We start from the raw sequence: 23,512 nt of genomic DNA on the forward strand, positions 1-23,512 counted from the left end.
GAATCTTTATTTCACAGAGGGTTAGGCATATCTATCTATACCAAATAAGCTCAAGCGCTTTCTGCAGGAACCACCTTCAACCCTAACGAGAGACAGAGAAATGGCAGATAAACTTCAGAGTGCAAAAGGGAAAGAGGGTTCAGAGAAAAAGCATATGGAGCATATTATAGAGGCGGAAGGTCTGAGAAAGACCTTCGGGGACCTGATAGCGGTTGATGGTATCTCCTTTCAGGTAGTGCAGGGAGAATGCTTCGGCATACTGGGTCCTAACGGTGCAGGAAAAACATCGACGATTCGCATGATATATGGTTTCTCTCCCATGACCAGCGGCAGTTTAAAGGTTTTTGGTCTCGACATATCTAAAGGATTACGTCAAATCAAGTCTCGTATCGGCGTTTGCCAGCAGGAAAACAATCTGGACCCGGAGTTGAGTGTTTTAGAAAACCTGAAAGTATATGCCCGCTATTTCAACATCCCTCAAAATGAAGCCCATAAAAGGGCAGAGGAACTCTTAAAGTTTATGTCCCTCGACCATCGGGGGAAAGCCAAAGTAACTGAACTCTCAGGTGGAATGATGCGCAGGTTAGTCCTGGCTCGTTCCCTCATCAATAATCCGGACATTTTGATACTCGATGAACCCACAACCGGTCTGGACCCCCAATCAAGGCATCAGGTCTGGGAAAGACTCGAAGGGCTCAGGTCGAAGGGTCTTACCATTCTGTTGACCACCCACTACATGGATGAGGCTTCCCGCCTTTGTGACCGGCTTGTTATCATGGACCATGGTCGCATATTGGTTCTGGGCAAACCCTTCGAACTTATCAGAAAATATGTCGGACAAAATGTTATCGAGGTCAATGTCCTCAATAAAGAATTGCAGATATTCATTCAATCTCAAAGACTAGAGTACGAGGATATCGGCCATCGCATGATTATCTATTCTGGAGATAGTGACAATCTATTTCATAAGATCAGTGACAGCTACTGTAAGGAGGGTTGCATCCTGCGAATGGCTACACTGGAAGACGTCTTCTTAAAATTGACAGGCAGGGATCTGAGGGAATGATGAAAAGAACTCCACACAGAATTTCCAGACAATTTATTCGGGTATGGGAGAGAAATTTTACGGTTTACCGAAAAACATGGAAAATAAGTTTTCTTCCACCTCTCCTGGAGCCCCTATTTTACATACTGGCATTTGGGGTTGGTCTTGGGGTCCTGGTTGGAAGGGTCCTTTATCATAATTCCGAGGTATCTTACGTGGCTTTCATTGCACCAGCGTTGGTCGCTATCACTATAATGTACAGCGCCTTTTTTGAGAACACCTATGCCTCTTTTGTAAGGATGTACTATCAAAAGACCTTCGACGCCATAATGGCAACACCCATTTCACTGGAAGAGATTATTGCCGGAGAAATTATATGGGGGGCTACCAAATCTGTAATCGCAACATTGACCATGCTGGGGGTTATCAGCATGTTCGGTATCATTTCATACCCCCATGGTCTCTTAATTATACCTCTGGCTTTTCTGGGGGGTATTGCGTTTGGATCGATCGGTATGTTTTTTACAGGTATTGTGCCAACTATTGAGATATTTAATCTGCCCATATTCCTATTCATTACACCTATGTTCCTCTTCAGTGGAACCTTTTTCCCCATTGACAACCTGCCCCTTTGGGTTCAAAAGCTCGCCGTCCTGCTTCCTCTCACCCATCTTGTTGACCTGTCACGATCCTTCAGTTTTGGCTATGTGGGTATAAATCTCCTCTGGAACGCAGGTTATCTCTTAGTTTTTTCTATTATATTTTTCCCGCTTGCCATTCTCGTGATGCACCGGCGTTTGATTAAATAAGGTATACGCCCACACCAAAGGTTTTGGTGTGGGCGTATAGGTTCAACTGTTCGTCAGAAAGAGCTTTTTTGCTTATTCTGAAAATTTTCTCCATCCTGTTATTGGAACAAACCTTTCTTTTTCCAAGTCTGCCTTTACGAATATCATAAACCCTGCTCCCTTGTGACTTTTGGAACTAAAACTAACTGGTCCGCTTATACCTCCCGTATCGAAGTCCTTAATTGATTCAAGGGCAGCTATATAGGTTTCTACATTCAAGTTCTTTCCTGCTCTCTCCATACCCTCTGCGGCGATCATCCCTGCAACCCAACCCCAGCAATAATGCCTGTTGGGTTCTTTTTTACCTGGCTGAAACTTTAGAGTCATCTCTCTCATTTTTTTTATCCCCGGAGTGTCATCATACCACGACATGAATCCCCATGTACCGATGATATTTTTGGAAGCAGATTTTGCCATTTCTACAACTACATCAGGACAGGAAGCGTCTCCTGCCAGAAAGGTAGGGAAGTATCCCAATTTTTTTGAAGAATTATACACGGCTATCGATGCTGGAGCGCCATGGAGCGTGAGGACATAATTCGCCTTTGATTTTCTTAAGTTCATTGCTTCAGTGCCCGCATCTATGAGGGTCATGGGAAGAAGTTCAATATCCAGAAGCTTCAACCCGTACTTCTTGAGCCTCTCTGTGGAAGCCTCTATAGCTCTTTTACCCCATACCGTATCTCCTGTCGCTATCGCAAACCGTGCATCTTTTTCCTTCAGGTCTTTCATAACATAATCAATCAACATTACCATCTGATCTCCATAATCCAGGTTATGAGTGAAAACATACTTTCTGAAGGGGGTTGTCATGGTAAGCATACCACTATATGTAATTGTGGGAAGCTTGTTCTTTTCGATTTGATCGAGGAGGGCGGTCGTCTGAGGGCTTGCTAATCCTATCTCAGCAAATATTTTATCCTTAAAGACCAACTTCTTGAACGCAGCAAAAGCCATTGGTATTGAATACCTGTCGTCTTCAACTAGAACCCTTACCTTTCTCCCTTTGATTCCACCTTTATCATTGATATACCTGAAATAATTCCTGACTCCTATTGCATAGGGGGTAAGGTTGTCACAAACTGGTCCTGTCATGTCCATTATTGTTCCTATCTTGATTGTATCATCTGTAACACCCCTGACCTCTTCTGCCCGGCTGTCAAAATTATTGAGAAATAAGATACTTACTAATAGCATAACTACCGAAATCAACTTCATACCCATTTTCATCTTCAATCTCCCTTCTGCTAATAATACCTCATAGAATTGCACCATTGAAAATTTGAATTTATGCGTTTTAAGCTTCCCTCCATATACTTATCTTTTAAAGGATTAACCAGTTTATTCTGATTTCCTCCACTCCGTTATAGGCACATATTTTTGTTTAACAGGGTCTGACCTGTAAATCCTCCAGGAGTCTCCCCCCTTATGACTGGCAGAGGTGTAGGTAATGGGGTTGCAAAGCCCACCAGTATCAAAATTCTTCAACGTTTCAAGGGCATCCACCAAGGTTTCTGCATCTAGATTTTTCCCTGCTCTTTTCATTCCTTCTACAAGGACAGTGGCAAGTACCCATCCATGAGTGTATAAAGTGCCGCGATAAGGCTTTTCAGTACCCGGATGGTACTTAAGGGTGATTCCCCTCATTGATTTTACCCCTGAACCTTCGCCATACCAGGGAGCAAGGGCATGAACTGAATAGAATTGCTTTGCTGTTTCACCCAATGTGTGTATCTCTTCTCCCAGCATTGCACCCCAGCTATGAAAGGCTGGTGTTTCCAATCCAAACTTCCTCATCTCCCGTAAGAAAGTCATTGCTGAAGCGGTAATGAGTCCTACATGAATTACACAATTGACATTGTTTTTCTTTAAACTCATAACCTGTGAGCTGGCATCTATTGCACCAGCCATCATGACCTCCTTTGTCACAGGTTCTATGTTGTACCCTTTCAACCTTTCCAGGGCAGGTCTCAGATCAATCTTTCCGGTTTCAGTGTCCGGATAAACAAGAGCTATCCTTGGGTTTTTCAGTTTATACTCTTTGACTATATAATCAACAAGGACTCTTACTTGCCCCTCATAGGTATCGCTTGTGGTAAAAATATATCTCTTTAAAGGGTTCACAGCAAGATCGGGAAACACAACAGATACGTTTGGAAGTTTGTCTTGTTGAATCTTTCTCCAGAGTATGTTGACAAAACCTCCTGAACCAGGTCCTATAAAAGAAAATATCCTGTCCCTGAAAACCAGTTTTTTATAAGCTGCAAGGGTAGCGGGAATTGAGTATCTGTCGTCCTCTACAATTACATCCAGTTGTCTTCCATGAACACCGCCATTATCATTAATGTACCTTATGTATGTTCTTATTGCTTGTGTGCAGGGAACAGTTATTGCCGCAGCAGGTCCTGTTTGATCCAGAATGACACCTATTTTGACCGACTTATCCGTTACTCCCCTGACATCCTTTGCCTGACCAACAGAGGCATTTATTAAAAAAACAATTCCCAATAATGCGGCTGCTACAAATACTTTCTTTACATTCATACCCAAACTCCTTTCTTTTTATTAGTCTTTGATTATATTAAATTCTATAAGAGTTCTTATTTACCCTTCATAGGTATCTCAGACAATAAGCATGTATTCTTTATGGAGTGTAACGGCGATTTAAACTATAACCCACCAAAAAGTCAATAAAAAAAAAATCAAACAGAGAGAAACATATAAGTTAGCAGGTTAAAGTTAAAGGGTATGGGCAACAAACAACTCCCTTGCCTCCCCTACTGTAAATATAGAGCCTGTTACACACACCATGTCTTCTCTTTTAGCGAGAGAAATAGCAAGGGATACAGCCTTTTTGACGTCATCGACCATTTCAGCTTCTTTATGGTATTTTTTAACTTCTTCATAGAGGACCGGAGGAGAGGCTGACCTGTCCATTTTAGGTGCAGCAAGTACTACTTTATCTGCCAAAGGAACCAATCTTGAGATGATAGCCCTGAAATCTTTATCCATCATTATCCCCAAGACCAGAAGCAATCTGTTAAAGGAAAAAGTCCCATCGGATATTGCATCCCTGAGGGTCTTTATCCCCGCAGGGTTATGTGCACAATCCAGGACAATCAGAGGGTCTCTTCCAACAATTTCCAGTCTTCCAGGCCAGTATGTACTCTCAAGTCCTTTATAAATGGCTTCATCTTCTATCTCAACACCCTTTTCTTTCAGTACCTCAATAGCCCCCAAAGCAGTAACGGCATTGGCAATCTGATGTCTCCCCAAAAGATTCAGTCTTAAACCTGAATATCTACTTTTCAACCCGGAGTAATTAAACCTCCCATCTGCCATTTTTTTTCCTTTAAGATCCCTGCCAACTCTATAGAGAGCAGCCCCATCCTGCAGGCACTTTTCCTGAATGGAGGCAAAAACAGAGGGCTGAGTTACTCCTGTAATGACAATGCCACCCCTCTTAATAATCCCTGCCTTCTCCATTGTTATTTCATGAATCGTCTTTCCGAGGTACTGTTGATGATCCATAGATACGTTGGTAATAACAGAGACCAGGGGATTAACTACGTTTGTTGAATCAAACCTGCCACCCATTCCCACTTCCAGAACGGCAAAATCAATGTCTTGTTCCTGAAAATAAAGGAAAGCTATGGCTGTAGTAAATTCAAAGAAAGTGATATCACGGGCAAGATCAGTACCCTCAATCTTCTGATAAACGATGTCCGTCAGTTCAGCTACCCTGCTCTCTGAGATCTCACGGTTATTTACCTTGATTCTTTCGGTAAAGTTCACTAAATGGGGAGAGGTATAAAGGCCCACCCTTAACCCGGCTTTATCCAAAATAGAAGAAATCATAGCAGCAACTGAACCCTTGCCATTGGTTCCCCCCACATGAATACTCTTTAATTCTTTTTGGGGATTATTTAAGAGGTCTAACAGACGGGATATGTTTGCAAGCCCAAGCTTTATGCCGGATGCCTGAAGGGCATACAGGTATTCTATTGACTTGTTGTAGGATTGAAACATATTTCAAAAAGGGTTAAGAGGGTTCAAGGTTTAAGGGTTAAGGATTTGTTTTTCAATGATTTTATAAGCACTTAATTTTTTAACAACGATCTGGCAATAACCATTTTTTGAATATTGCTGGGGCCTTCGTAAATCTGAATGCCTTTTGCATCTCTCATCATTCTTTCAACAGGATGGTCCTTGGTATAACCATGACCACCAAGTATCTCAACTGCCTCTGTAGTTACTTTCATTGCAACCTTTGTTGCAAGGTACTTTGCCATAGAAGCAAATCTGGGTATCAGTTCAATCTCTCTCCCCTTATCAATCATATGGGCTGCCCTGTATACCATGCACCTTGCCGCTTCTATATGGGTCAACATATCAGCAAATTGAAACTGAATGCCCTGAAATTCGGTTATGGGCTTTCCAAAGCAGATTCTCTCCTTTGCATAGTTCAGGGAATAATCAAAGGCACTCTGGGCAACACCCACCGCCTCTATAGCCATAAGCACCCTTGCCTGATTGAACACTCCTACTACGATTTTAAAGCCCTGCCCTTCAGGGCCTAAACGATTTTTCTCCGGAACAACAGCATCCTCAAATATGAGTTCTGTCATCGCAGTACCCCTCTGCCCCATCTCGTTCTCATGCTTGCCTATGGAAAATCCCGGCGTATCCTTTTCCACTACAAAGGCAGAGATGCCACTGTGTTTCTTTTCCGGGTTTGTTAAAGCGAATAGAGAAAAGAAATCGGCTACACCACCCAGAGTTATAAAGCACTTGGTTCCATTAACCAGATAATTGTTACCGTTCAATTTTGCCCTGGTTTTCATGGAAGCCGCATCTGAACCAGCCTCGGGCTCTGTAACAGAAAGGCATCCAAGTTTCTTCTTACCGATTATCTGCGGAAAATACCAGCCTTTCTGCTCTTTAGTGCCTGCCTCTCTCATAACCAGTATTCCACCTATTGTTTGGACCATAAACATTGTTGATACTGAAAGGGATGCCCTCGCAATCTCTTCTGCTGCTACACACAAAGTGACAATGCCGCTGCCTGAGCCACCGTACTCCTCAGGTACTGCCATATTGAGAATTCCCTGTTTCCTGAGGAGGTCAACCATATCCCAGGGAAACTCATCAGTGACATCGATCTCTGCTGCACGGGGAGCAATCCTATCCTTCGCTATCCTTCTAACACTCTCTCTCAACATATTCTGCTCTTCAGTAAGCTCAAGAGTCATTAACAACCCTCCTTAAAATTTTCAATGTATCGAAATCTGGAAGATCAAGTTTGGACGATATTAATTGTTGGTGACTCTTTTATTTTAGTTGTTATACGTAAGACCCTATTAAAAACCCATGTTATTCTATGAGTGAATAATAAAACAGGATCGAATCTCTGGTGACAAATTGTAGTTAATAAGAAGTAAAATAAAAGAGTCACCAACAACCATGGAAAGGCATATTATTAAAATGACTTTCCAAATCCCCTGAATTCTCTATTAATACGGAGACTTCATTATACCAAAGGGATCATAGCTCAATCCATAGGCTTCCCGTATGGTTCCCTGTATCTCTCCTGTTGTAGCGTATGCCTTCAATGCCTCAATTATGGGGGGGATAAGATTTTCGCCCTCTCCCATCTGAGCTTTTTCCCTCAAGCGCTTTATAGTCTCTTTTACCTTTTTCCGGTCACGAGTCTCTTTAAGGCTTTTAACATTGGCTATCTGTTCCCTCTCTGTTTCAGGTGGAATCCTGTGTACACCCCCGGGGGTTCTTTCTTCAGAAGCGGTTGTAAAGGCGTTTACACCTACTATAATCCGCTCTTTATTCTCTATTTCCTTCTGTAGTTGAAGGGCAGCATGGTCTATCTTCTGGTCTACCCACTCCTTCCTCATAGCCTCTGCCATTCCACCTATCTCATCTATTTCTTTGATTATTTTTACGGCCTCTTCCTCAAGTTTATTCGTGAGGTTTTCTATAAAATACGACCCGCCCAATGGATCTGCGGTGTTTGCCACTCCGGTCTCGTAAGCCAGAATCTGTTGGGTTCTCAAAGCTATACGCTGAGACTCTTCGGAAGGAAGAGCTATGGGTTCATCGTAAGAGCAACAATGGAGAGATTGGACCCCACCCAGTACAGCAGCCAGAGCTTCAACAGTAATCCTTATAATATTATTTAAAGGCTGCTGCGGCACCAGGGAAGAGCCGGCGGTATGAACACCGAATCTAAACTTCCAGGAACCAGGCTTCTTTGCCCCAAATCTCTCCTTCATAATCTTTGCCCACAACCTCCTGGCAGCTCTCAGCTTGGCTATCTCTTCAAGAAAATCCATACCAGCCGAGAAATAAAATGATATCCTGCATGCAAAATCGTCAACATCTAAACCGCGTTCTATCGCTTTTCTTATATACTCCATTGCAATCTCAAATCCAAAGGCAATCTCCTCGGGCGCATTGATGCCAGTCTCTCTCATATCATAGGCATTCACGGAATTGGTATTCCAGAATGGCATATGTTTCGTACAGAACTCTATTATGTCCACAGCCAATTTTACGCTGAGGTCTATCGGGTTATTTGGCTTACCATAACAGTAACGAGAGTGCAAAGGATCATTTGCGATGGTACCTCTCAACTTTGCAATATCTATACCTCTTTTTTCTGCAACTGTTATATACTGGGAAAATATAACGGCGGCAAGGGATGAAGCACAGAGAAGGGCAACACTGACCTTATCAAGGGGTATTCCATCTAACAGTTCCTCCATATCCTTCAATGAGGTAAGGTTTACCCCGCTCACTCCAACCTCACCTTCAGCCATAGGGTGGTCTGCATCGATTCCCCAGACGGTCGGAAGATCCCGGAAGATGCTGAAGCCGCTTACTCCCTCATCTGCTAGAAACTTAAGCCTTTTATTGGTATCGGCTGCCCTGGCGTATCCACCAGCTTCCCGCATCGTCCAGTATCTGCCTCTGTACATATTCGAATGGATACCCCTTGTAAAGGGGTACTTTCCTGCGTTGGCTATCTTTCCTTCGTAGTCAATTCCTGCTACATCAGCAGGAGTATAGATATCCTTGACCGGAAATCCTGACCATGTAGTTAATCTATTTGGCTTATCGAAATATGCTTCCATTAAACCATCTATCTTCCTATCCTCTCTTTTTTGAACCTTTACTGAATCACTCACTTTTTCACCTCCAGGTCATCGTAAGTAGTTTACTGTTTTAACCTCTTAAGCTGACCTCTGAATGCTGACAGCTGAACGCTTGCAAATTACCAACGGACAATTGAGAACGGTCAACTGACACCATCATAACTTATTTTATCATAAAATCAACTATATCATCCAATGGGCTCCCGGATCCAAATACCTCTTGTACTCCCATCTTCTTCAAGTCAGAGACATCTTCAAGAGGTATACACCCACCTACAACGACTGTCAAGTCATCTCTACCCTTCTCTCTCAAAAGCTTCATTATTTTTGGTGCCTCCACCAGGTGTGTGGACGAGTGAAAACTCAAACCCAATATATCCACGTCCTCTTCAACAGCAGTCTTTGTAATCTCTTCAGGTGTTACATAAATCCCTCCGTATACCACTTCTGCACCAGCGTCCTTCAATGCCCTGGCTATCAGCTTTATGCCCATGTCATGGGCATCCAGGCCAGGTTTAGCCAACAATACCCTTTTCCTTTTTTCCATATTTAATATTCCTCCACGTAAAGTTACACGGCTATCTGCCTGTGTCTTGCCCTGATAACCTCCCGATACGCCCTGACTTTATCCCCAAAGAGGGCATTCATAATCTCTTCAAGAGTAGCATAAGCCTTCACAGCTTCAATACTCGGTGGTACGATGTTTTCTCCCTTTTTAACCGCATCCTGGATACTTGATAAACCTGATTTTACCTTTTCATTGTCCCTTTCTGTTTTTACCTTTTTGAGTCTGGCCAATTGCTTCCTCTCATAGGACGGATCGACTTTGAATGCCTTAACCCTTATCTCTTCCTTAATCCTGTATTTATTCAAGCCTACAACTGTCCTTTCCCCTTTTCTTATAGCATCCCAGTAACGGTTAACCGAATCATCCATCTGCTGCTGAAGCCATCCGCTTTCTATTGCCCCCGGCATACCACCCATGGCATCAATCTCTTCTATCAATTTTGAAGCTCTCTCCTCCAGCTGTCTGGTCAACCACTCCACAAAGTAAGAACCAGCCAGAGGGTCTATTGTATCTGCAATACCCGTTTCTTCAAGGAGTATCTGTTGAGTCCTCAGGGAAATCCTGGCAGACTCCTCTGTAGGTATGCAGATAGCCTCATCATAAGAATCGGAATGTAACGAGCTAACACCGCCCAGAAGAGAAGCCAGACTCTGGATAGCTACCCGGGCAATGTTGTTCAATGCCTGTTCTGCTGTCAAGGTGTTACCGTCTGTCTGAACATGAAGCCTGAGAAGCATAGCCCTGGGGTCCTTTGCCCCAAATCGTTCCTTCATTATCCTTGCCCACAGTTTCCTGGTTGCCCTGAATTTGGCTATCTCCTCGAAGAAATTGTTATGACATCCCATAAAGAACGTAAATTTGGGGGCAAATTCCTCCAATCTCAATCCCCTATCCAGAAATGCCTGTGTATAGCTAATAGCCCCTGAAAGCATAAAGGCCATCTCCTGCACGGCATCTGTTCCAGAATCACGATGGGCATAACCACCTATAGCCATCGGGTTCCAGTTAGGCATATTCCTGGCAAGATACTCTATAATATCAACAAAATATCTGAATGCCTCTTTAGGGGCAGGAAAGATTGCCTGCTTATTTGCTACGTATGAGGTTAAAAAATCCAGCTGGCTCGTACCTCTTAACTTTGAAAGGTCTATCCCCCTCTTTTCTGCTACGGCAATTAACATGAACAACATAACAGGACATCTTGCAATAAGGGTAACCGGGTATTTGACTATATCAATTCCGTCAAAGGCATCCTCCATATCCTGCAACGTATCCACAGGCAACCCATTCATCCCCACCTGACCTTCTGCCAGAGGGTTATCTGAATCTATGGCATGGTTGTTTGTGGGAAGGTCAAAGACCACTGTTACACCAGTTTCTCCCATCTCTATAAGATATTTAAGCCTCTCATTGGTCTCTTCAGGGGTTGCAAATCCACATACCTGCCTCGCCTGCCACGTACGACTTCGATAGCCTACAGGATATATCCCCCTGGTGAAGGGATACTCGCCAGGAAAACCCCCATCCCTCTCATAATCGAAGGCTTCAATATCTTTAGGAGTATAGAGGCGTTTTACAGGTATCTGGGAATGGGTCTCAAACAAACCCTGCCTCTCTCCCAATTTTTCTACGGCCTTTCTTTCCCTCTTTTCTTCCCATTCTTTCAGTTTTTCTTCCAGCGATTTAATTTTATCTTTGTCAAACATATACGTTTACCTCCATGCAAAAAGATCGATAGAGAACTCATCATTACGAACAAAAAATCCCCCGGGAAGTCCTTACACCTCTCAAGAAGAGCTTTTTCTACCTTGGAGGTCAGTCGGTAAATTACTATCCTTCTATTTTTACCCCTTTTTCTGGCAGAAATCCATCTTTATTTACCGATGCAAAATCAGCCATAGTAGAGAAAATCAACCTTCTTCTCATTCAGCCGGCTTTATCCAACCCGTAACCGCAACAAGCCTCTTCTTCTCCATGTCAGTCTTAAATATCCTGCAGTAATTAGTGGCCTTATGGGATTTGGGGGTATAGGTAACAGGACCACAGATGCCTCCGGTATCAAAGTCCCTGAGTGTCTCAAGGGCATCTACCAGCTTTTCACCATCAACTTCTCTACCCGCCCTTTTAAGCCCTTCAGATATAATCACTCCCCAATACCAAGCCATTTGATAATAATTAACCGGCGGTTTGCTTTTTGGGCGATACCTCAGGAAAGCCTCTCTCACCTTTTTCATTTCTGGAGTATCGTCATACCACTGACTAAATGCGTGAAGTCCATAGTAATTTCTAGCCGTCGCACCTGCCCTCTCTATTGCATCTTCACCACATCCATAATGAATCCCCCAAACATTGGGGAAGTATTGAAACCTTTTACCAGTGCTCAGTATCAGAGCCACCTCTGGTGTAGGTAGAGCTCCCACTAAAACATTGTTTATCCCATTTGCCTTTAAACAAAGCACCTGGGAAGTAACATCTATCGCCCCAACAGCCACAATTTCCTCATAATACTTTTGGTTGAAAAAGCCTGCCCACTTCTTAGCACCGGCTGCAAAGACTTTCCCACCCTCGGTATCCGGTCTGGCTATCGCTATTTTTGGATCATTGACCTCCATTTTGTTTACTATGTAGTCATAAGCCACACCAGCAAAATCCCAGTAATCTCCTGGAGGGGCGAAAACATACCGTTTATACGGAGTAAACATGATAGGGGAAATTGTTATGCCAAATGAAGGCATTTTACTCTTTTCGAACTGCGAGAACAGGGCAGTGTGCTGTCCTGTACCTCCAGGTCCTGAAATACAAAGCACCTCATCTCTGTACGCCAGTTTCTTAAATGCTGCAATGGCCGTTGGAATACTGTATCTATCATCTTCCACAATGAGTTTTATCTTCCTCCCGTGGATACCACCCTCTTCGTTTACCAATCGAAAGTAGTCTCTGTGACTATTTGCATAGGTAACAAGAAACATTGCCACAGGACCGGTCAAATCTGTTATCAGACCGATCTTTATCGTATCACCAGTAACCCCTCTTACCTCCCCGGCATAAGAAGGTACGCTCATAAGAATAGCCAAGACAAATACCAAAACGATCTGACTCCTCAAAAGATTTCTTTTCTCCATAGTCTCCTCCTTTTTACACACGAGTTCTATCTCCCCTTTTCTCGTGAGAATAAGTTGTCATTTCCTGGAGAATTACCATAATACAGAAAATCAACCCTTTTCTCATTCAGCCGGCTTTATCCAACCGGTAACCGCAACAAGCATCTTCTTCTCCATGTCAGTCTTAAATACCTTGCAGTAATTGGTGGCTTTATGGGATTTAGAGGTATAGGTAACAGGACCACAAAGGCCTCCAGTGTCAAAGTCCCTTAGTGTCTCAAGGGCATCTACCAGCTTTTCACCATCAACTTCTCTACCTGCCCTTTTAAGCCCTTCGGATATGATTATCCCCCAGTACCAGCCCATTTGATATACGTTTATTGGCGGTTTGTTTCCAGGATGATATTTCATAAAAATCTCTCTCATTTTTCTCATCTCTGGAGTATCATCTTGCCACATGCTAAATGCATTAATACCATAGTAATTTTTGGCCGCTTCACCTGCACTCTCTATTACCTCATCACCGCATGCATACTGAACGCCGTATATGTTTGGGGAATATTTTAATCTCCTGCAGGTCCTCAATACCAGAGAGGCTGCATCTGTAGTATTAGCTGCAACCACAATACTATCAACACCTTCCTTCTTAAGCTTAAGTATCTGAGATGTTGCATCCATCGCCCCAACAGCCAGAATTTCCTCATAATACTTTTGGTTGTAAAAACCTGCCCACTTCTTACCACCCTCAGCAACAACTTTCCCCCCCTCCGTGTCTGGCCTGACCATGGCTATCTTCGGGTCCTTTACCTTCATCTTATTCAGTACATAATCATAAATCACACCAATAAAATCCCAGTAGTCACCGGCAGGTGTAAAGACATACCGTTTATATGGAGTATACATTACAGGAGAAATCGTTACAGCAAAAGAAGGCATTTTAGTCTTTTCAAGCTGGGAGAAGAGGGCAGTATGCTGTCCTGTTCCTCCTGGACCCGAAATGCAAAGCACATTGTCTCTGTACACAAGCTTTTTAAAAGCAGCAAATGCCGCCGGTATACTGTATCTGTCATCTTCAATAACAAACTTTATCTTCCTCCCATGGACTCCACCATGTTCGTTTATCCACCGGAAGTAATCCCTGTGGGCATTCGCATAGACCACAAGCATCCCAGCTGCGGGGCCAGTCATATCAGTTATCATCCCAATCTTTATTGTATCCCCAGTTACACCCCTCACTTCCTCAGCATGCGAGGGAATACTTACCAGAAGGACCAGAACGAAAACCAAAACACTTATACGTGCTAAATGATCTCTTTTCTTCATGATAATTCTCCTTTTTGAGAACAAGGTTAATAAACAAACTTTTTACATCCTGTCTTTCCTTACCTTGTAAACCAGCCTTGGCAGGTACGTTACATACTGGCCCGATTTAAAACCGTACTGTTCAACATAATCTTCCATAGGCAGCAGCCTGCCATCTCTATGCCTTGCTTTGATGATTCTCCCTTTTTTCGTATCTATCTCCCACCCATGCTCCTCCGCAAGTAATCGTAACAACTTAACCTTTTTCGCCGTCGGAATCTCTACCTCTTTTCTTATATACAGGTGCCAGTCGTCAGGAGGAACACCAAATTTCTTTCGATAATAATCCAAATAGAGAGCAAGTTTATTCTGCTTCGCTACCTCCATCTCCTGTACCACAAAACCCAACTTAGGAACGAGAGCAAGGACCTCATCCACTGTCTCCACAGGCATTATCATATGCTCAGGCACCGGGTCAACTTCCCTTTTCTCACCTGTCATACCGTGTATAGCCCACCACTTGCTTCGATCATACTTGTTACCCATAAGGTACGTCTTGAATTTGAATCCATCGGGCCCAACTATTACAGGGATGCCGGCCCTTGCATGTCCGAGAGCCACGTTGTACATCATCTCTGAGGCAGCCCCCCATATAACCAGTGCATTTGAGAACCTCATTACACCCTCAGACTGCATAGAATAGTTAGCCCTGTATGGCGTCCTGAATCCCATGTACTCCACCTTATAATGAGTAACAGTTAACGGTTCGGATTGAGTCAGGCATCCGCCGGTATTTGCAAAACAGCGTGGATTCTGGAGGGCGGGGTAGATTTCATAGATAGATTTACCTGTCTTTTCATCCTTATATCGGGCAATCTCAGATGCTACACAGCCAGAAACGCTCACCGCATAATTATTGGAGATGAATTCATTGGCCATACGGGCCACATCCATTTCAGAACCTTTTGTACTACCACAGCCAACTATTCCAATAGTGACGGGGACGGAAAACGCCGTAATAGCCCAATCCCTTACCTCCAGGTTACTGAATGTCCCTCTCCCTGCCCTCATGACCGATTTGTCCTCTTTTATAGCCTTTTTGGAGGCACCCAATATAAGGTCTATTATAGGAATACCCTGGGGGCAGACCTCCTCACATCTACCGCAGTAAATACTCTGGTGATGAAGTTCGCACAACTGAGAAAGGTCACCACCTGCGGCGGCTTTCAATGCTCTACTTATCTGCAAACTATTGGGACATGCCCTGAAACAGGCATCACATTCATCGCATTTTGCTGCCTGACTCTTTATATCCCCTTCCGATAAGAGATAATTTTCCTTCCTTTTTGTTTTTACCTTAAAGGCCACATTAAAGGCTACGTTAGCCGCTTTTTCTGGATCGGTAATCAAAACAGCCTGCAGACCACTCAACAGTTCATTTGCTAAATCATCAACAGTATCCGCAGACCTATCTGCCAAGCCCATGTTCTGTTTAAAACTGGTAGCGATAACCTTTGTATCTGTTCTGGCTGCTTCTCCTATGACATCCGTCTTACAGCAGGTTTCGCTTATCACCAGGACATCGGCTATTCCCATCCTGAGAACCCGATTGGTTTTCACAGGGGTAGTGAGGGTCTTGGCCTTATCATAGAATCTGACCAGATCATGACCAACAGATCCTATGCCACATACCTCTATCCTATCTTCCATACCATTTTCTCTTATAAGGTTTACCAGGTTCCATGCAGGCAATAAATCGAACCCTAGAAATACTATAACCGGTTTGTTTGTATCTGCTGTTCCCATGCCTGTTTGAATGTTGACCGGCGGCCAGGATGGAAGCTCTGCAAGCTCTTTGTCCGCAGACCAGCAGAAGCCGAAAAAACTGAACTTCAAAAACTCGGTAATATCCATTGCCGAAAGGAGAAGTGACCCTCCATGAAGAGCCTTTGATTGCAAATCTATGGCATTGCCCTCGAATCCCCCGCTGGCAGATGCCAGAAGTTCTGTTAGCTGATCCTCTATGTAGGTTACGACCTTGTTGGCATGGCCCAAGGTCTTGGGTGTAAAACCCACTAATGCATTGACATTCATCATTCCATAGGCGACATTTTTACCCCATCGGATCTCAGCATCTTCTCCATATTTCCTCAAACAATAATTGAGAAGGTCTCTACACGTGGACAGATGGGTAGCCAAACCCCTGCAGGAAGCCTGGAGGGACAACTTTGCCTGGTATCCCTCCAAATCTAAACCACATATCCCCCTTAGCCTATCCAGATCGCACGGTCCCAGAGGGCAGTCGTTACAAGTTTTCTCGATATTCGTATAGATGGGTGGGTATCTGTCCAGCAAGAACCTATCGAACTCGGCAATATCTGTAGCATGGGCATAGGGTGTTAACCACACCTTGATCTGATTCACCATGTTTTCAGACCATGTCGTTTCAATGCATTCCTTAACCAGACTTTGTACTCCTCTGATATCTCGTACTGTAGTTGTAATATCTATTTCAGTGTTTCCAACCTTAGCGATTTTCTTCTCTTCTCTTTCCATAGATTACCTCCTCCATTCTAAATCACTTAATACATCCTTACTTATTCCAATCAGATTAACCTTTAATGAATAACCCGCCTTAAATACGACTCTGATTACGTAATAAGCCTCTCTTAACCAGATTAAAAGTGGAGACAAGAAGCTCACTTACATCATCTTCTGGGACATTGAGATGAACTCTCATAACCGTAGTTTGAACAATACCTATAGATAACCCCCACAGAATACGGGCTATGTGGCGGGGGTCTACTTCTATGAAATCCCCTTGGTCAATACCTTTTTGGATTACCCCCCTCAAAATCTTCAGGGCCATACCTGCCTTTCTGTTGATCTCATCCGACAATTCAGGGGGTATCTTATCCATAATGTCCTCATGGAGTAAATATGCAGAGGTTTTTATATAATTAATGTCCTCTTTATAGTACCGGTAATATGAGAGAGCTAACCTATCCAGCATCTCGGCAGGTTTCAAATCCAGATCGGCTGTTTCTCTATATTTATCCAGTAAGTTATCAAGCCCCTTTATAAAAATAGACATGAATAACTCTTCTTTCGTTTTAAAATAGAGATAGATGGTCCCCTTTGCCAGCTCTACCCTCTCTGATACATCATCCACAGTTGCCTTACCAAGCCCCTTTTCAGAAATGACCTCACATGCAGCATTTATTATATCCTGTCTTCTCTTCTGTTTTTCCTTCTCTTTTCTCTCTGCTATACCCATTTTGAAAACCTTCCTTGACTACCAGTTATCAAATGACTCTTGGTCATTACTAACCTATTCTATTAAATAACAGCTTTTTGTCAATCGGAAAATTTTCCGATTTTTATAATCGGAATACAGACGTCGAAAAAAGTTAAAGAATGATTGACTTTACGAATGTAAAAATATTAATAATAGGGAACAAAACCTGGAAGAAGGAGTGGGGCAGATGCCTTTTCTGAATATTAATAGTATAGATATATATTATTTTACCGGGAAAACCGGGATTGTTAAGGGCAGGAAAAATCTGCTGTTCATCCATGGCGCCGGGGGGAGTCATAAAATGTGGCTGAAGCAACTCCATCATTTTCAAGGCAACTATAACCCCATAGCTATTGAACTGCCAGGTCATGGTAAATCAATGGGAGATGGAGAAAAAGAGATTGGCAGCTACACAGAATGGATGAAAGAGATAATCGAGGCACTGTCCTTAGACAACTGTTTCCTGATAGGCCATTCCATGGGAGGAGCAATTACCATGGACTTTTCATTAAAATACCCTAAATATCTGAATGGTATACTTCTGGTGGGTACAGGGGCAAGGTTAAGGGTCAACCCCATGATCCTCGACAGCATCAGAAATGATTTCTATAATGCTGTAGAATTGATATGCAGATTCGGATTTTCCAAAGACGCACCGGCAAATCTCATAGAAGAAGGAAGGAAAGTGATGCTTAAATCCAGACCAGATGTTCTATATGGTGATTTTTTCGCATGCAACAACTTCGATATAATAGAAAGGATAGAGGAAATAAGCATCCCTGCACTGATATTATGCGGCAGCGAGGACAAAATGGCTCCCACAAAATACACCTATTATCTAAATGAAAGGATAAAGGTATCTCAGCTAAAAATCATAGAGGATGCCGGCCACATGGTTATGCTGGAAAAGCCCAGGGAATTTAATGAGGCAGTGGAAGGGTTCTTGAGATTCCCGAATATAGAAATGGCATAATTTATTACTTTAATTAGGGAATTTTTCATATGGCAGAATCTTATTAGTTCATCTTGAAAAATTCCCTTTTGACAGGCGGGACGCCTGTCCTACTGGTATTAATGTTTCACTTTTCAGGGTAGACTTATCAGTCAAGCATAGATTTGGCTATAATCATTCTCTGGATCTGATTTGTCCCTTCGATAATCTGGGTGGACTTGGCGTCTCTCATCATCCGCTCCACAGGATAGTCCTTCATATAACCATAACCACCGAGTATCTGTACTGCGTCGGTAGTAACCCTCATGGCTGTATCTGAAGCCATACACTTTGCCATAGCAGCATATGGAAGGATATCTCTTATACCACGATCTAACATAGAAGCAGTCTGATATATCAATGCCCTAGATGCCTCAACCTGTATTTTCATATCGGCAAGCATGAACTGGATAGCTTGATTTTTAGATATTGGTCTGCCAAACTGGACTCTCTCTTTAGAATAACGTGTTGCATAGTCCAATGCACCCTGTGCAATACCCAGTGCCTGAGACGCTATACCCAATCTGGTCTCCTTTATGGACTCGATAAGAATATTCCAGCCACTTCCTTCCTTACCAAGGAGGTTCTCTTTGGGCACCCTTGCATCCTCGAAAACCAGTTCCGAGGTTTGAGACCCGCGCATACCCAGTTTATCTTCTATCTTGCCTATACTAAACCCCGGAGTCTCCTTATCCACTACAAATCCTGATAGTCCTTTCGTTCCCTTCTCGCCACTTGTTCTAAAAAATGCCGTGTACATATCGGCAACTCCCCCGGCAGTAATAAAACACTTGGAGCCATTAACGATGTAATGGTCTCCGTCCAGGACAGCCCTTGTCCGCATAGAACCTACATCAGACCCTGCATTGGGCTCGGTAAGAACCCAGCTCATAATTACATTTCCCTTACCAAGGCGGCTAAAAAATCGCTCTTCCTGTTCTTCATTCACACTTACTAAAAGGGTAGTCAGGCACGACCCCTGTGTAGCGACCAGCATAGAGGATGAAGCACAAACCCTGGCGATCTCCTCTATAACCAGATAATATGTTGTATGATCTGTTTCTAATCCCCCGTATTTTTTAGGAAGTTTCAGCCTTAATAGATCGTATTCCTCAAAGAGGGCTACCACCTCCCTGGAAAATTCACCTGTTTTATCGATCCTGACTGCAATAGGCGTAAGTTTCTCTTCAGCAAGTTTCCTGACTGTTTTACGTATCATCTCCTGTTCTTCTGTAAGGTGAATCATTATATTCTTTCATACCTCCAATCTTTTAAATTTTCACTTGACCCCTTGAATCCTCGAATCCTTGAATCCTTTCAATCTGAAAATTTCAAATATCTTTGGTTACTTCTTTAATGTCCATCCAGTAACTTTAATATAAAACTGGCGACTTCCTCAGGGTGTGAACCGGGACCAAATACACCAGCCACCCCCAGCTCTTTTAGTGTAGAGGTATCTTTATCAGGGATTATGCCGCCAATTATAACCGGCACAACCATACCCTTCTCTTTCAATTTTGAAATCAAACCCTTTGATAAATAAAGGTGTGCCCCTGTTGAAGAGCTTATCCCAATAAGGTTCACATCCTCTTCTTCTGCAATCTTCACAACTTCGTCGAACTCCCTGAATCTGGGATAGTATATCACTTCTATCCCTGACTCCTTACACCTGTTTACAATAGTTCTCAAACCTATATCGTGGCCTTCAAAAACATGCCGTGTCAATAATGCTCTGACCTTTTCTTTTTTAGCTGTTTCCATTGAATTCCCCCTTCAGCAAGGATATGCATGCCCGTATACGTGAAAAAAAACCTCCATCATCTCTCCCAGAGTACATTTTGCCCTAGCAGCATCAATCAGTACCGGCATCAGATGACCCGCCTGGTCAACCGACACATACTCACGGGCCGCCGTCTCTACTTTTTTCAGCGCATTCTTTACCTCATTCTGATTCCGCGATTTTTTCCACTCTCTGACCCTTTGAGCAACCATCTTTTCTATAGCCTCTTGGTCTATAGTAAATTCAGGAACGTTCAATACTTCTTCCTGTCTGTACTTATTGACCCCCACAATGATTCTCTGCCCGGAATCCACTTCCTGTCTCCACATCCTGATTCTTTGGTCCAGAAGGTTCCACAGCCACCCTGTCTCCATGCATCGGGTGAACCCACCTCTTTCTTCGATTTCCCCTGTAATTTTCCATGCCTCTTTTTCCAGCCTGTCCGTCAGCCATTCAACATAGTAAGAGCCTCCAAGAGGATCACAAATTTTAGGCACACCTGACTCATCAAGTATAATCTGGTTTATTCTGAGAGAGGTAATGGCGGCATCTTCCGATGGAACCCAAAGAGCCTCATCATAGGAAGATGTATGAAGCGATTGTGTACCGCCCAGCACAGAGGCCAAAACCTGCAGGGTCGCCCTGGCTATATTGTTAAAAGGCTGTTGGGCAGTGAGGTTTATGCCTCCAGTGTGAATATGAATCCTAAATTGCAGGGAAGCAGGTTTTTTGCATCCAAATCTCTCCATCATGGTCTTCGCCCACATCTTCCTGAACGCCCTGAGCTTGCATATCTCTTCAAAAAAATCCATTCCCATATGCATCTGGGCACTAAACCTGGGAATCATATCATCAGGATTAATACCTGCCTTTATCCCACACTCTATTAACTCTATGGCTTCGGACAGCATAAATGCCATCTCCTGGGCAGGAGAAGCACAGTTTTCACCAAGAACATAACCACAGAGGTTTGTATGGTTCCATCGAGGAATATGCTCAACACAGTACTTGATCAACTCAACCTGGAGTTTCAACTGTTCCTGTGGGGGGTGATCCCTGGTATTCTGCCCCAGCCAGGAAATTTTCCTGCGATTCTGGCTCTGTCCATTGAGGTCTTTCGGCTCGTAACCAAGTCTCTCTGCATATACGATGTATAAAGCCAATATCGGGAGGCATGTTGACTTTGTGCTAAAGCCTACCCTCGTTTTTTTCAAGTCGTATCCATCACATATAATCCGAATATCTTCTTCTGTGTTTACTGATGTCCCGCCTATTCCGACCATTCCCTTAGACTCAGGGGCATCGGGGTCATAACCATAAGCAGATGCCATATCAGGAACGATAAAGAGAACTGTTCCCTTATACCCCTTCATGCCTTCCTTAGCTAATTTTTCACCTCTCTCTCTCGTCTCCTCAGCCCTGCCGTATCCGTGGATCTGTTGAGTCATCCATGGTTGATACTGATACGTCAGAGGATAGATCCCTCTGGTATATGGGTAGGAACCGGGCATCTCAATCTCACTGTAGTCTATATCCGCCACATCCAACGGGGTATAAACTGGCTTCAAGGGAATCCCTGAATCCGTACGAGACTCTGGTATTTTAACTCCAAGTTTCTTCTCATACTTTTCTGTAAAATTCTTCTGCCATCTCTCTTCCATCTCTTTAACTTTATTCAAGCCCTTTTCATCTACCATAGTCACTACCTCGTTCCCTATTATTATATGTTAACCGTCATTTCACCCGAAACCCCCATGCCCGCCTCAGGCGGGCACCACGAATGATGGAAACCACTCCATCCCTCCCTCTTTGGAGACTGTGTCACAATGTCATTGCGAAAGAGTGAAACGACTGAAGCAATCTCATCCTTTAATTCATTATCCTAAGAGGCTTTTCTCATCTTCAGCAATTCTGCAAATGTTTCAACCCTCGTTCTCGACTGTCCCGCACTGTAATTACGGGTATCATAGCAGTCTCCCTCCAGAACCAGACAAGGGATGCCCAGGTCTTCAGTTATCGATTTTTTCGACATGATGGGTGTAATAGCCCACGGACGACACGAATAGGGGTAACTGATGATAAACCCGTCCACGTTCCATTCTCTGCAGTATTCCGTGAAGTAATCTATTCCCCCCTGGCAGGAATACAACAGGCCTCGTTTGAAGAAGCCTTCCATCATCTTTTGACCATACTCAGTTGACTTTGTTTTCGTCCGCTCTTTGTGGGTCAACCAATCAATCTGACAAACAGCTATCGACAATCCGAGGCTCTCCACCATTTTAAGTACAGAGGGATCAACGGCCTGCCTGATTCCAAAGTATACCTTGGGAGCACCCTTTTCAACAACGCCCTCTCCCCTGTCTATTCGCTCTTTTGTCTCTATAATCAGTGTGGTTATGGCTTTTATTCCCTCATCCTTTTTTCTCATAGGGGTATTGGACATCCAGTATAGAAGGTTGAGGTTTGTCTGACTGATAACCTGGGGATCGCTTCGCCCCACCATTTCCACCAAGTTATTGAAATTGGTGTAAAATACTGCGTTTTCCTTCACGCCAGCTTTACGTACCTCTTCGGTAAACGTGCAACCGGTTACCTCTTCTATCTTTTTCAAGACCTTGTTCAACTGGCTTCCAGCATACCGGATTCGCCTTTCACTCAGATTATCAGGCCACTCCCCCCAGCCGGCATCAACAACCCCGTCCAGATAAACAACCGGAATGTCATAGAGTTCTGCCAGGAGCTGGTCTGCCTCCGTCGCCTGATCGCAGTACCAGCCAGGCGAAACTATTAAATCAGGTCTTGGTATTATCCCCATTTTAATAGCCCCTATGTGCGTCTGCCATAGGGCGCAGTGTGCAGACCCTACCCCTAGTCCTGCATGTTCACCTGCCTCAAGAATGGGACCGAGTTTGTCAAAGATCTGGCCCATAGTGACGTTCAGCACCTCTGCTATACTCGTCGTATACAAGTCATCTGAAAGATGGCGGACTGCCATCATCATAGCACCGGGAAGAGGCCAATCACTATAAATTACTTTCTTGTACTCATCCCGACAGAGAGCCAAGGATACCAGTTCCTCCATCCATACCCGCAATGACTTTACTATCCCTTTAAGCGAAGTATCAAAGTTTTCCTGAACCCTTTCCTCTGCCCGTACTATATCCTCTTTTCCTATTCCAAGTTTATCAAAAGCCTTTTCTATCCTGGGCATCTCCTTCTTCAGTTCATCATCCTCATACCCACATAACTTCAAGAAATCTGTATACATAGAACAACCTCCTGCTCCTAAAGTTTGCGACCACGCTTCTTGTTCAACATCTCAACAAATGCCTCAATCCTTGTCCTGAATGGCCCCTTCTCTGAAACATCATAGTCCGTCTCTATCTTCAACATGGAAAGGTCCGCCTTCT

General features: G+C 43.6%; 19 protein-coding genes. 3 read left to right on the forward strand and 16 right to left on the reverse strand.

Going from position 1 to position 23,512, the window contains the following annotated elements; translation table 11 throughout:
• Positions 1–154: 154 nt before the first annotated feature.
• Together AB1401_13665 and AB1401_13670 are read left to right on the forward strand one after the other, a co-directional pair.
• Complete coding sequence (locus tag AB1401_13665; protein ID MEW6616498.1) at positions 155–1,066, forward strand: ATP-binding cassette domain-containing protein; 912 nt, start codon at positions 155–157, stop codon at positions 1,064–1,066.
• Positions 1,066–1,854, forward strand: a complete 789-nt coding sequence (locus tag AB1401_13670; protein MEW6616499.1) for an ABC transporter permease — start codon at positions 1,066–1,068, stop codon at positions 1,852–1,854. The genes AB1401_13665 and AB1401_13670 overlap by 1 nt, the downstream gene beginning before the upstream one ends.
• Before the next feature lie 72 nt (positions 1,855–1,926).
• Here AB1401_13670 and AB1401_13675 read toward each other — a convergent pair whose 3' ends face one another.
• From AB1401_13675 to AB1401_13725, 11 genes are all read right to left on the reverse strand, one after another.
• Entirely contained in the window at positions 1,927–3,123 is a 1,197-nt protein-coding gene (locus AB1401_13675; GenBank protein MEW6616500.1) for an ABC transporter substrate-binding protein, read from the reverse strand.
• A gap of 111 nt (positions 3,124–3,234) precedes the next feature.
• Positions 3,235–4,437, reverse strand: coding sequence for an ABC transporter substrate-binding protein (locus AB1401_13680; GenBank protein MEW6616501.1), 1,203 nt, complete (start codon positions 4,435–4,437; stop codon positions 3,235–3,237).
• 195 nt (positions 4,438–4,632) lie between these two features.
• Positions 4,633–5,922 carry a folylpolyglutamate synthase/dihydrofolate synthase family protein gene (locus AB1401_13685; GenBank protein MEW6616502.1) on the reverse strand — a complete coding sequence of 430 codons (1,290 nt, stop codon included), beginning with the start codon at positions 5,920–5,922 and terminating at the stop codon, positions 4,633–4,635.
• A 71-nt stretch (positions 5,923–5,993) separates the two neighbouring features.
• A complete protein-coding gene (locus AB1401_13690) occupies positions 5,994–7,145 on the reverse strand; it encodes an acyl-CoA dehydrogenase family protein (protein ID MEW6616503.1) in 1,152 nt (383 codons plus the stop codon).
• Between the two features lie 261 nt (positions 7,146–7,406).
• Complete coding sequence (locus AB1401_13695) at positions 7,407–9,095, reverse strand: methylmalonyl-CoA mutase family protein (GenBank protein MEW6616504.1); 1,689 nt, start codon at positions 9,093–9,095, stop codon at positions 7,407–7,409.
• 130 nt (positions 9,096–9,225) lie between these two features.
• A complete protein-coding gene (locus tag AB1401_13700) occupies positions 9,226–9,609 on the reverse strand; it encodes a cobalamin B12-binding domain-containing protein (GenBank protein ID MEW6616505.1) in 384 nt (127 codons plus the stop codon).
• Positions 9,610–9,632: 23 nt separating this feature from the next.
• Positions 9,633–11,336 carry a methylmalonyl-CoA mutase family protein gene (locus tag AB1401_13705; protein MEW6616506.1) on the reverse strand — a complete coding sequence of 568 codons (1,704 nt, stop codon included), beginning with the start codon at positions 11,334–11,336 and terminating at the stop codon, positions 9,633–9,635.
• A 216-nt stretch (positions 11,337–11,552) separates the two neighbouring features.
• Positions 11,553–12,752 carry an ABC transporter substrate-binding protein gene (locus AB1401_13710; GenBank protein MEW6616507.1) on the reverse strand — a complete coding sequence of 400 codons (1,200 nt, stop codon included), beginning with the start codon at positions 12,750–12,752 and terminating at the stop codon, positions 11,553–11,555.
• Between the two features lie 102 nt (positions 12,753–12,854).
• Positions 12,855–14,054, reverse strand: a complete 1,200-nt coding sequence (locus tag AB1401_13715) for an ABC transporter substrate-binding protein (GenBank protein MEW6616508.1) — start codon at positions 14,052–14,054, stop codon at positions 12,855–12,857.
• A gap of 42 nt (positions 14,055–14,096) precedes the next feature.
• On the reverse strand, positions 14,097–16,589 hold the full coding sequence (locus AB1401_13720; GenBank protein MEW6616509.1) for a hypothetical protein: 2,493 nt from the start codon (positions 16,587–16,589) through the stop codon (positions 14,097–14,099).
• Positions 16,590–16,668: 79 nt separating this feature from the next.
• Positions 16,669–17,310 carry a TetR/AcrR family transcriptional regulator gene (locus AB1401_13725; protein ID MEW6616510.1) on the reverse strand — a complete coding sequence of 214 codons (642 nt, stop codon included), beginning with the start codon at positions 17,308–17,310 and terminating at the stop codon, positions 16,669–16,671.
• A 208-nt stretch (positions 17,311–17,518) separates the two neighbouring features.
• Here AB1401_13725 and AB1401_13730 point away from each other — a divergent pair, with 208 nt between their 5' ends.
• Positions 17,519–18,304: an alpha/beta hydrolase gene (locus AB1401_13730; protein MEW6616511.1), complete on the forward strand. Its 786-nt coding sequence runs from the start codon at positions 17,519–17,521 to the stop codon at positions 18,302–18,304.
• 127 nt (positions 18,305–18,431) lie between these two features.
• On the opposite strand, the gene AB1401_13735 is transcribed toward AB1401_13730, so the two are convergent.
• From AB1401_13735 to AB1401_13755, 5 genes are all read right to left on the reverse strand, one after another.
• On the reverse strand, positions 18,432–19,568 hold the full coding sequence (locus AB1401_13735; protein MEW6616512.1) for an acyl-CoA dehydrogenase family protein: 1,137 nt from the start codon (positions 19,566–19,568) through the stop codon (positions 18,432–18,434).
• A gap of 107 nt (positions 19,569–19,675) precedes the next feature.
• On the reverse strand, positions 19,676–20,083 hold the full coding sequence (locus AB1401_13740) for a cobalamin-dependent protein (GenBank protein MEW6616513.1): 408 nt from the start codon (positions 20,081–20,083) through the stop codon (positions 19,676–19,678).
• 12 nt (positions 20,084–20,095) lie between these two features.
• Positions 20,096–21,799: a methylmalonyl-CoA mutase family protein gene (locus AB1401_13745; GenBank protein MEW6616514.1), complete on the reverse strand. Its 1,704-nt coding sequence runs from the start codon at positions 21,797–21,799 to the stop codon at positions 20,096–20,098.
• Positions 21,800–21,984: 185 nt separating this feature from the next.
• Entirely contained in the window at positions 21,985–23,370 is a 1,386-nt protein-coding gene (locus AB1401_13750) for a 2-hydroxyacyl-CoA dehydratase family protein (protein ID MEW6616515.1), read from the reverse strand.
• 17 nt (positions 23,371–23,387) lie between these two features.
• On the reverse strand, positions 23,388–23,495 hold the full coding sequence (locus AB1401_13755; protein ID MEW6616516.1) for a 2-hydroxyacyl-CoA dehydratase family protein: 108 nt from the start codon (positions 23,493–23,495) through the stop codon (positions 23,388–23,390).
• Positions 23,496–23,512 lie beyond the last annotated feature (17 nt).

The organism is Thermodesulfobacteriota bacterium (assembly GCA_040757775.1).
Classification (GTDB): Bacteria; Desulfobacterota; UBA8473; order UBA8473; family UBA8473; genus UBA8473.

Coding starts and splice junctions, on each gene's coding strand:
- AB1401_13665 (MEW6616498.1), top strand. CDS start 155: ATGGAGCATATTATAGAGGCGGAAGGTCTGAGAAAGACCTTCGGGGAC.
- AB1401_13670 (MEW6616499.1), top strand. CDS start 1,066: ATGAAAAGAACTCCACACAGAATTTCCAGACAATTTATTCGGGTATGG.
- AB1401_13675 (MEW6616500.1), bottom strand. CDS start 3,123: ATGAAAATGGGTATGAAGTTGATTTCGGTAGTTATGCTATTAGTAAGT.
- AB1401_13680 (MEW6616501.1), bottom strand. CDS start 4,437: ATGAATGTAAAGAAAGTATTTGTAGCAGCCGCATTATTGGGAATTGTT.
- AB1401_13685 (MEW6616502.1), bottom strand. CDS start 5,922: ATGTTTCAATCCTACAACAAGTCAATAGAATACCTGTATGCCCTTCAG.
- AB1401_13690 (MEW6616503.1), bottom strand. CDS start 7,145: ATGACTCTTGAGCTTACTGAAGAGCAGAATATGTTGAGAGAGAGTGTT.
- AB1401_13700 (MEW6616505.1), bottom strand. CDS start 9,609: ATGGAAAAAAGGAAAAGGGTATTGTTGGCTAAACCTGGCCTGGATGCC.
- AB1401_13705 (MEW6616506.1), bottom strand. CDS start 11,336: ATGTTTGACAAAGATAAAATTAAATCGCTGGAAGAAAAACTGAAAGAA.
- AB1401_13710 (MEW6616507.1), bottom strand. CDS start 12,752: ATGGAGAAAAGAAATCTTTTGAGGAGTCAGATCGTTTTGGTATTTGTC.
- AB1401_13715 (MEW6616508.1), bottom strand. CDS start 14,054: ATGAAGAAAAGAGATCATTTAGCACGTATAAGTGTTTTGGTTTTCGTT.
- AB1401_13720 (MEW6616509.1), bottom strand. CDS start 16,589: ATGGAAAGAGAAGAGAAGAAAATCGCTAAGGTTGGAAACACTGAAATA.
- AB1401_13725 (MEW6616510.1), bottom strand. CDS start 17,310: ATGGGTATAGCAGAGAGAAAAGAGAAGGAAAAACAGAAGAGAAGACAG.
- AB1401_13730 (MEW6616511.1), top strand. CDS start 17,519: ATGCCTTTTCTGAATATTAATAGTATAGATATATATTATTTTACCGGG.
- AB1401_13735 (MEW6616512.1), bottom strand. CDS start 19,568: ATGATTCACCTTACAGAAGAACAGGAGATGATACGTAAAACAGTCAGG.
- AB1401_13740 (MEW6616513.1), bottom strand. CDS start 20,083: ATGGAAACAGCTAAAAAAGAAAAGGTCAGAGCATTATTGACACGGCAT.
- AB1401_13745 (MEW6616514.1), bottom strand. CDS start 21,799: ATGGTAGATGAAAAGGGCTTGAATAAAGTTAAAGAGATGGAAGAGAGA.
- AB1401_13750 (MEW6616515.1), bottom strand. CDS start 23,370: ATGTATACAGATTTCTTGAAGTTATGTGGGTATGAGGATGATGAACTG.
- AB1401_13755 (MEW6616516.1), bottom strand. CDS start 23,495: ATGTTGAAGATAGAGACGGACTATGATGTTTCAGAGAAGGGGCCATTC.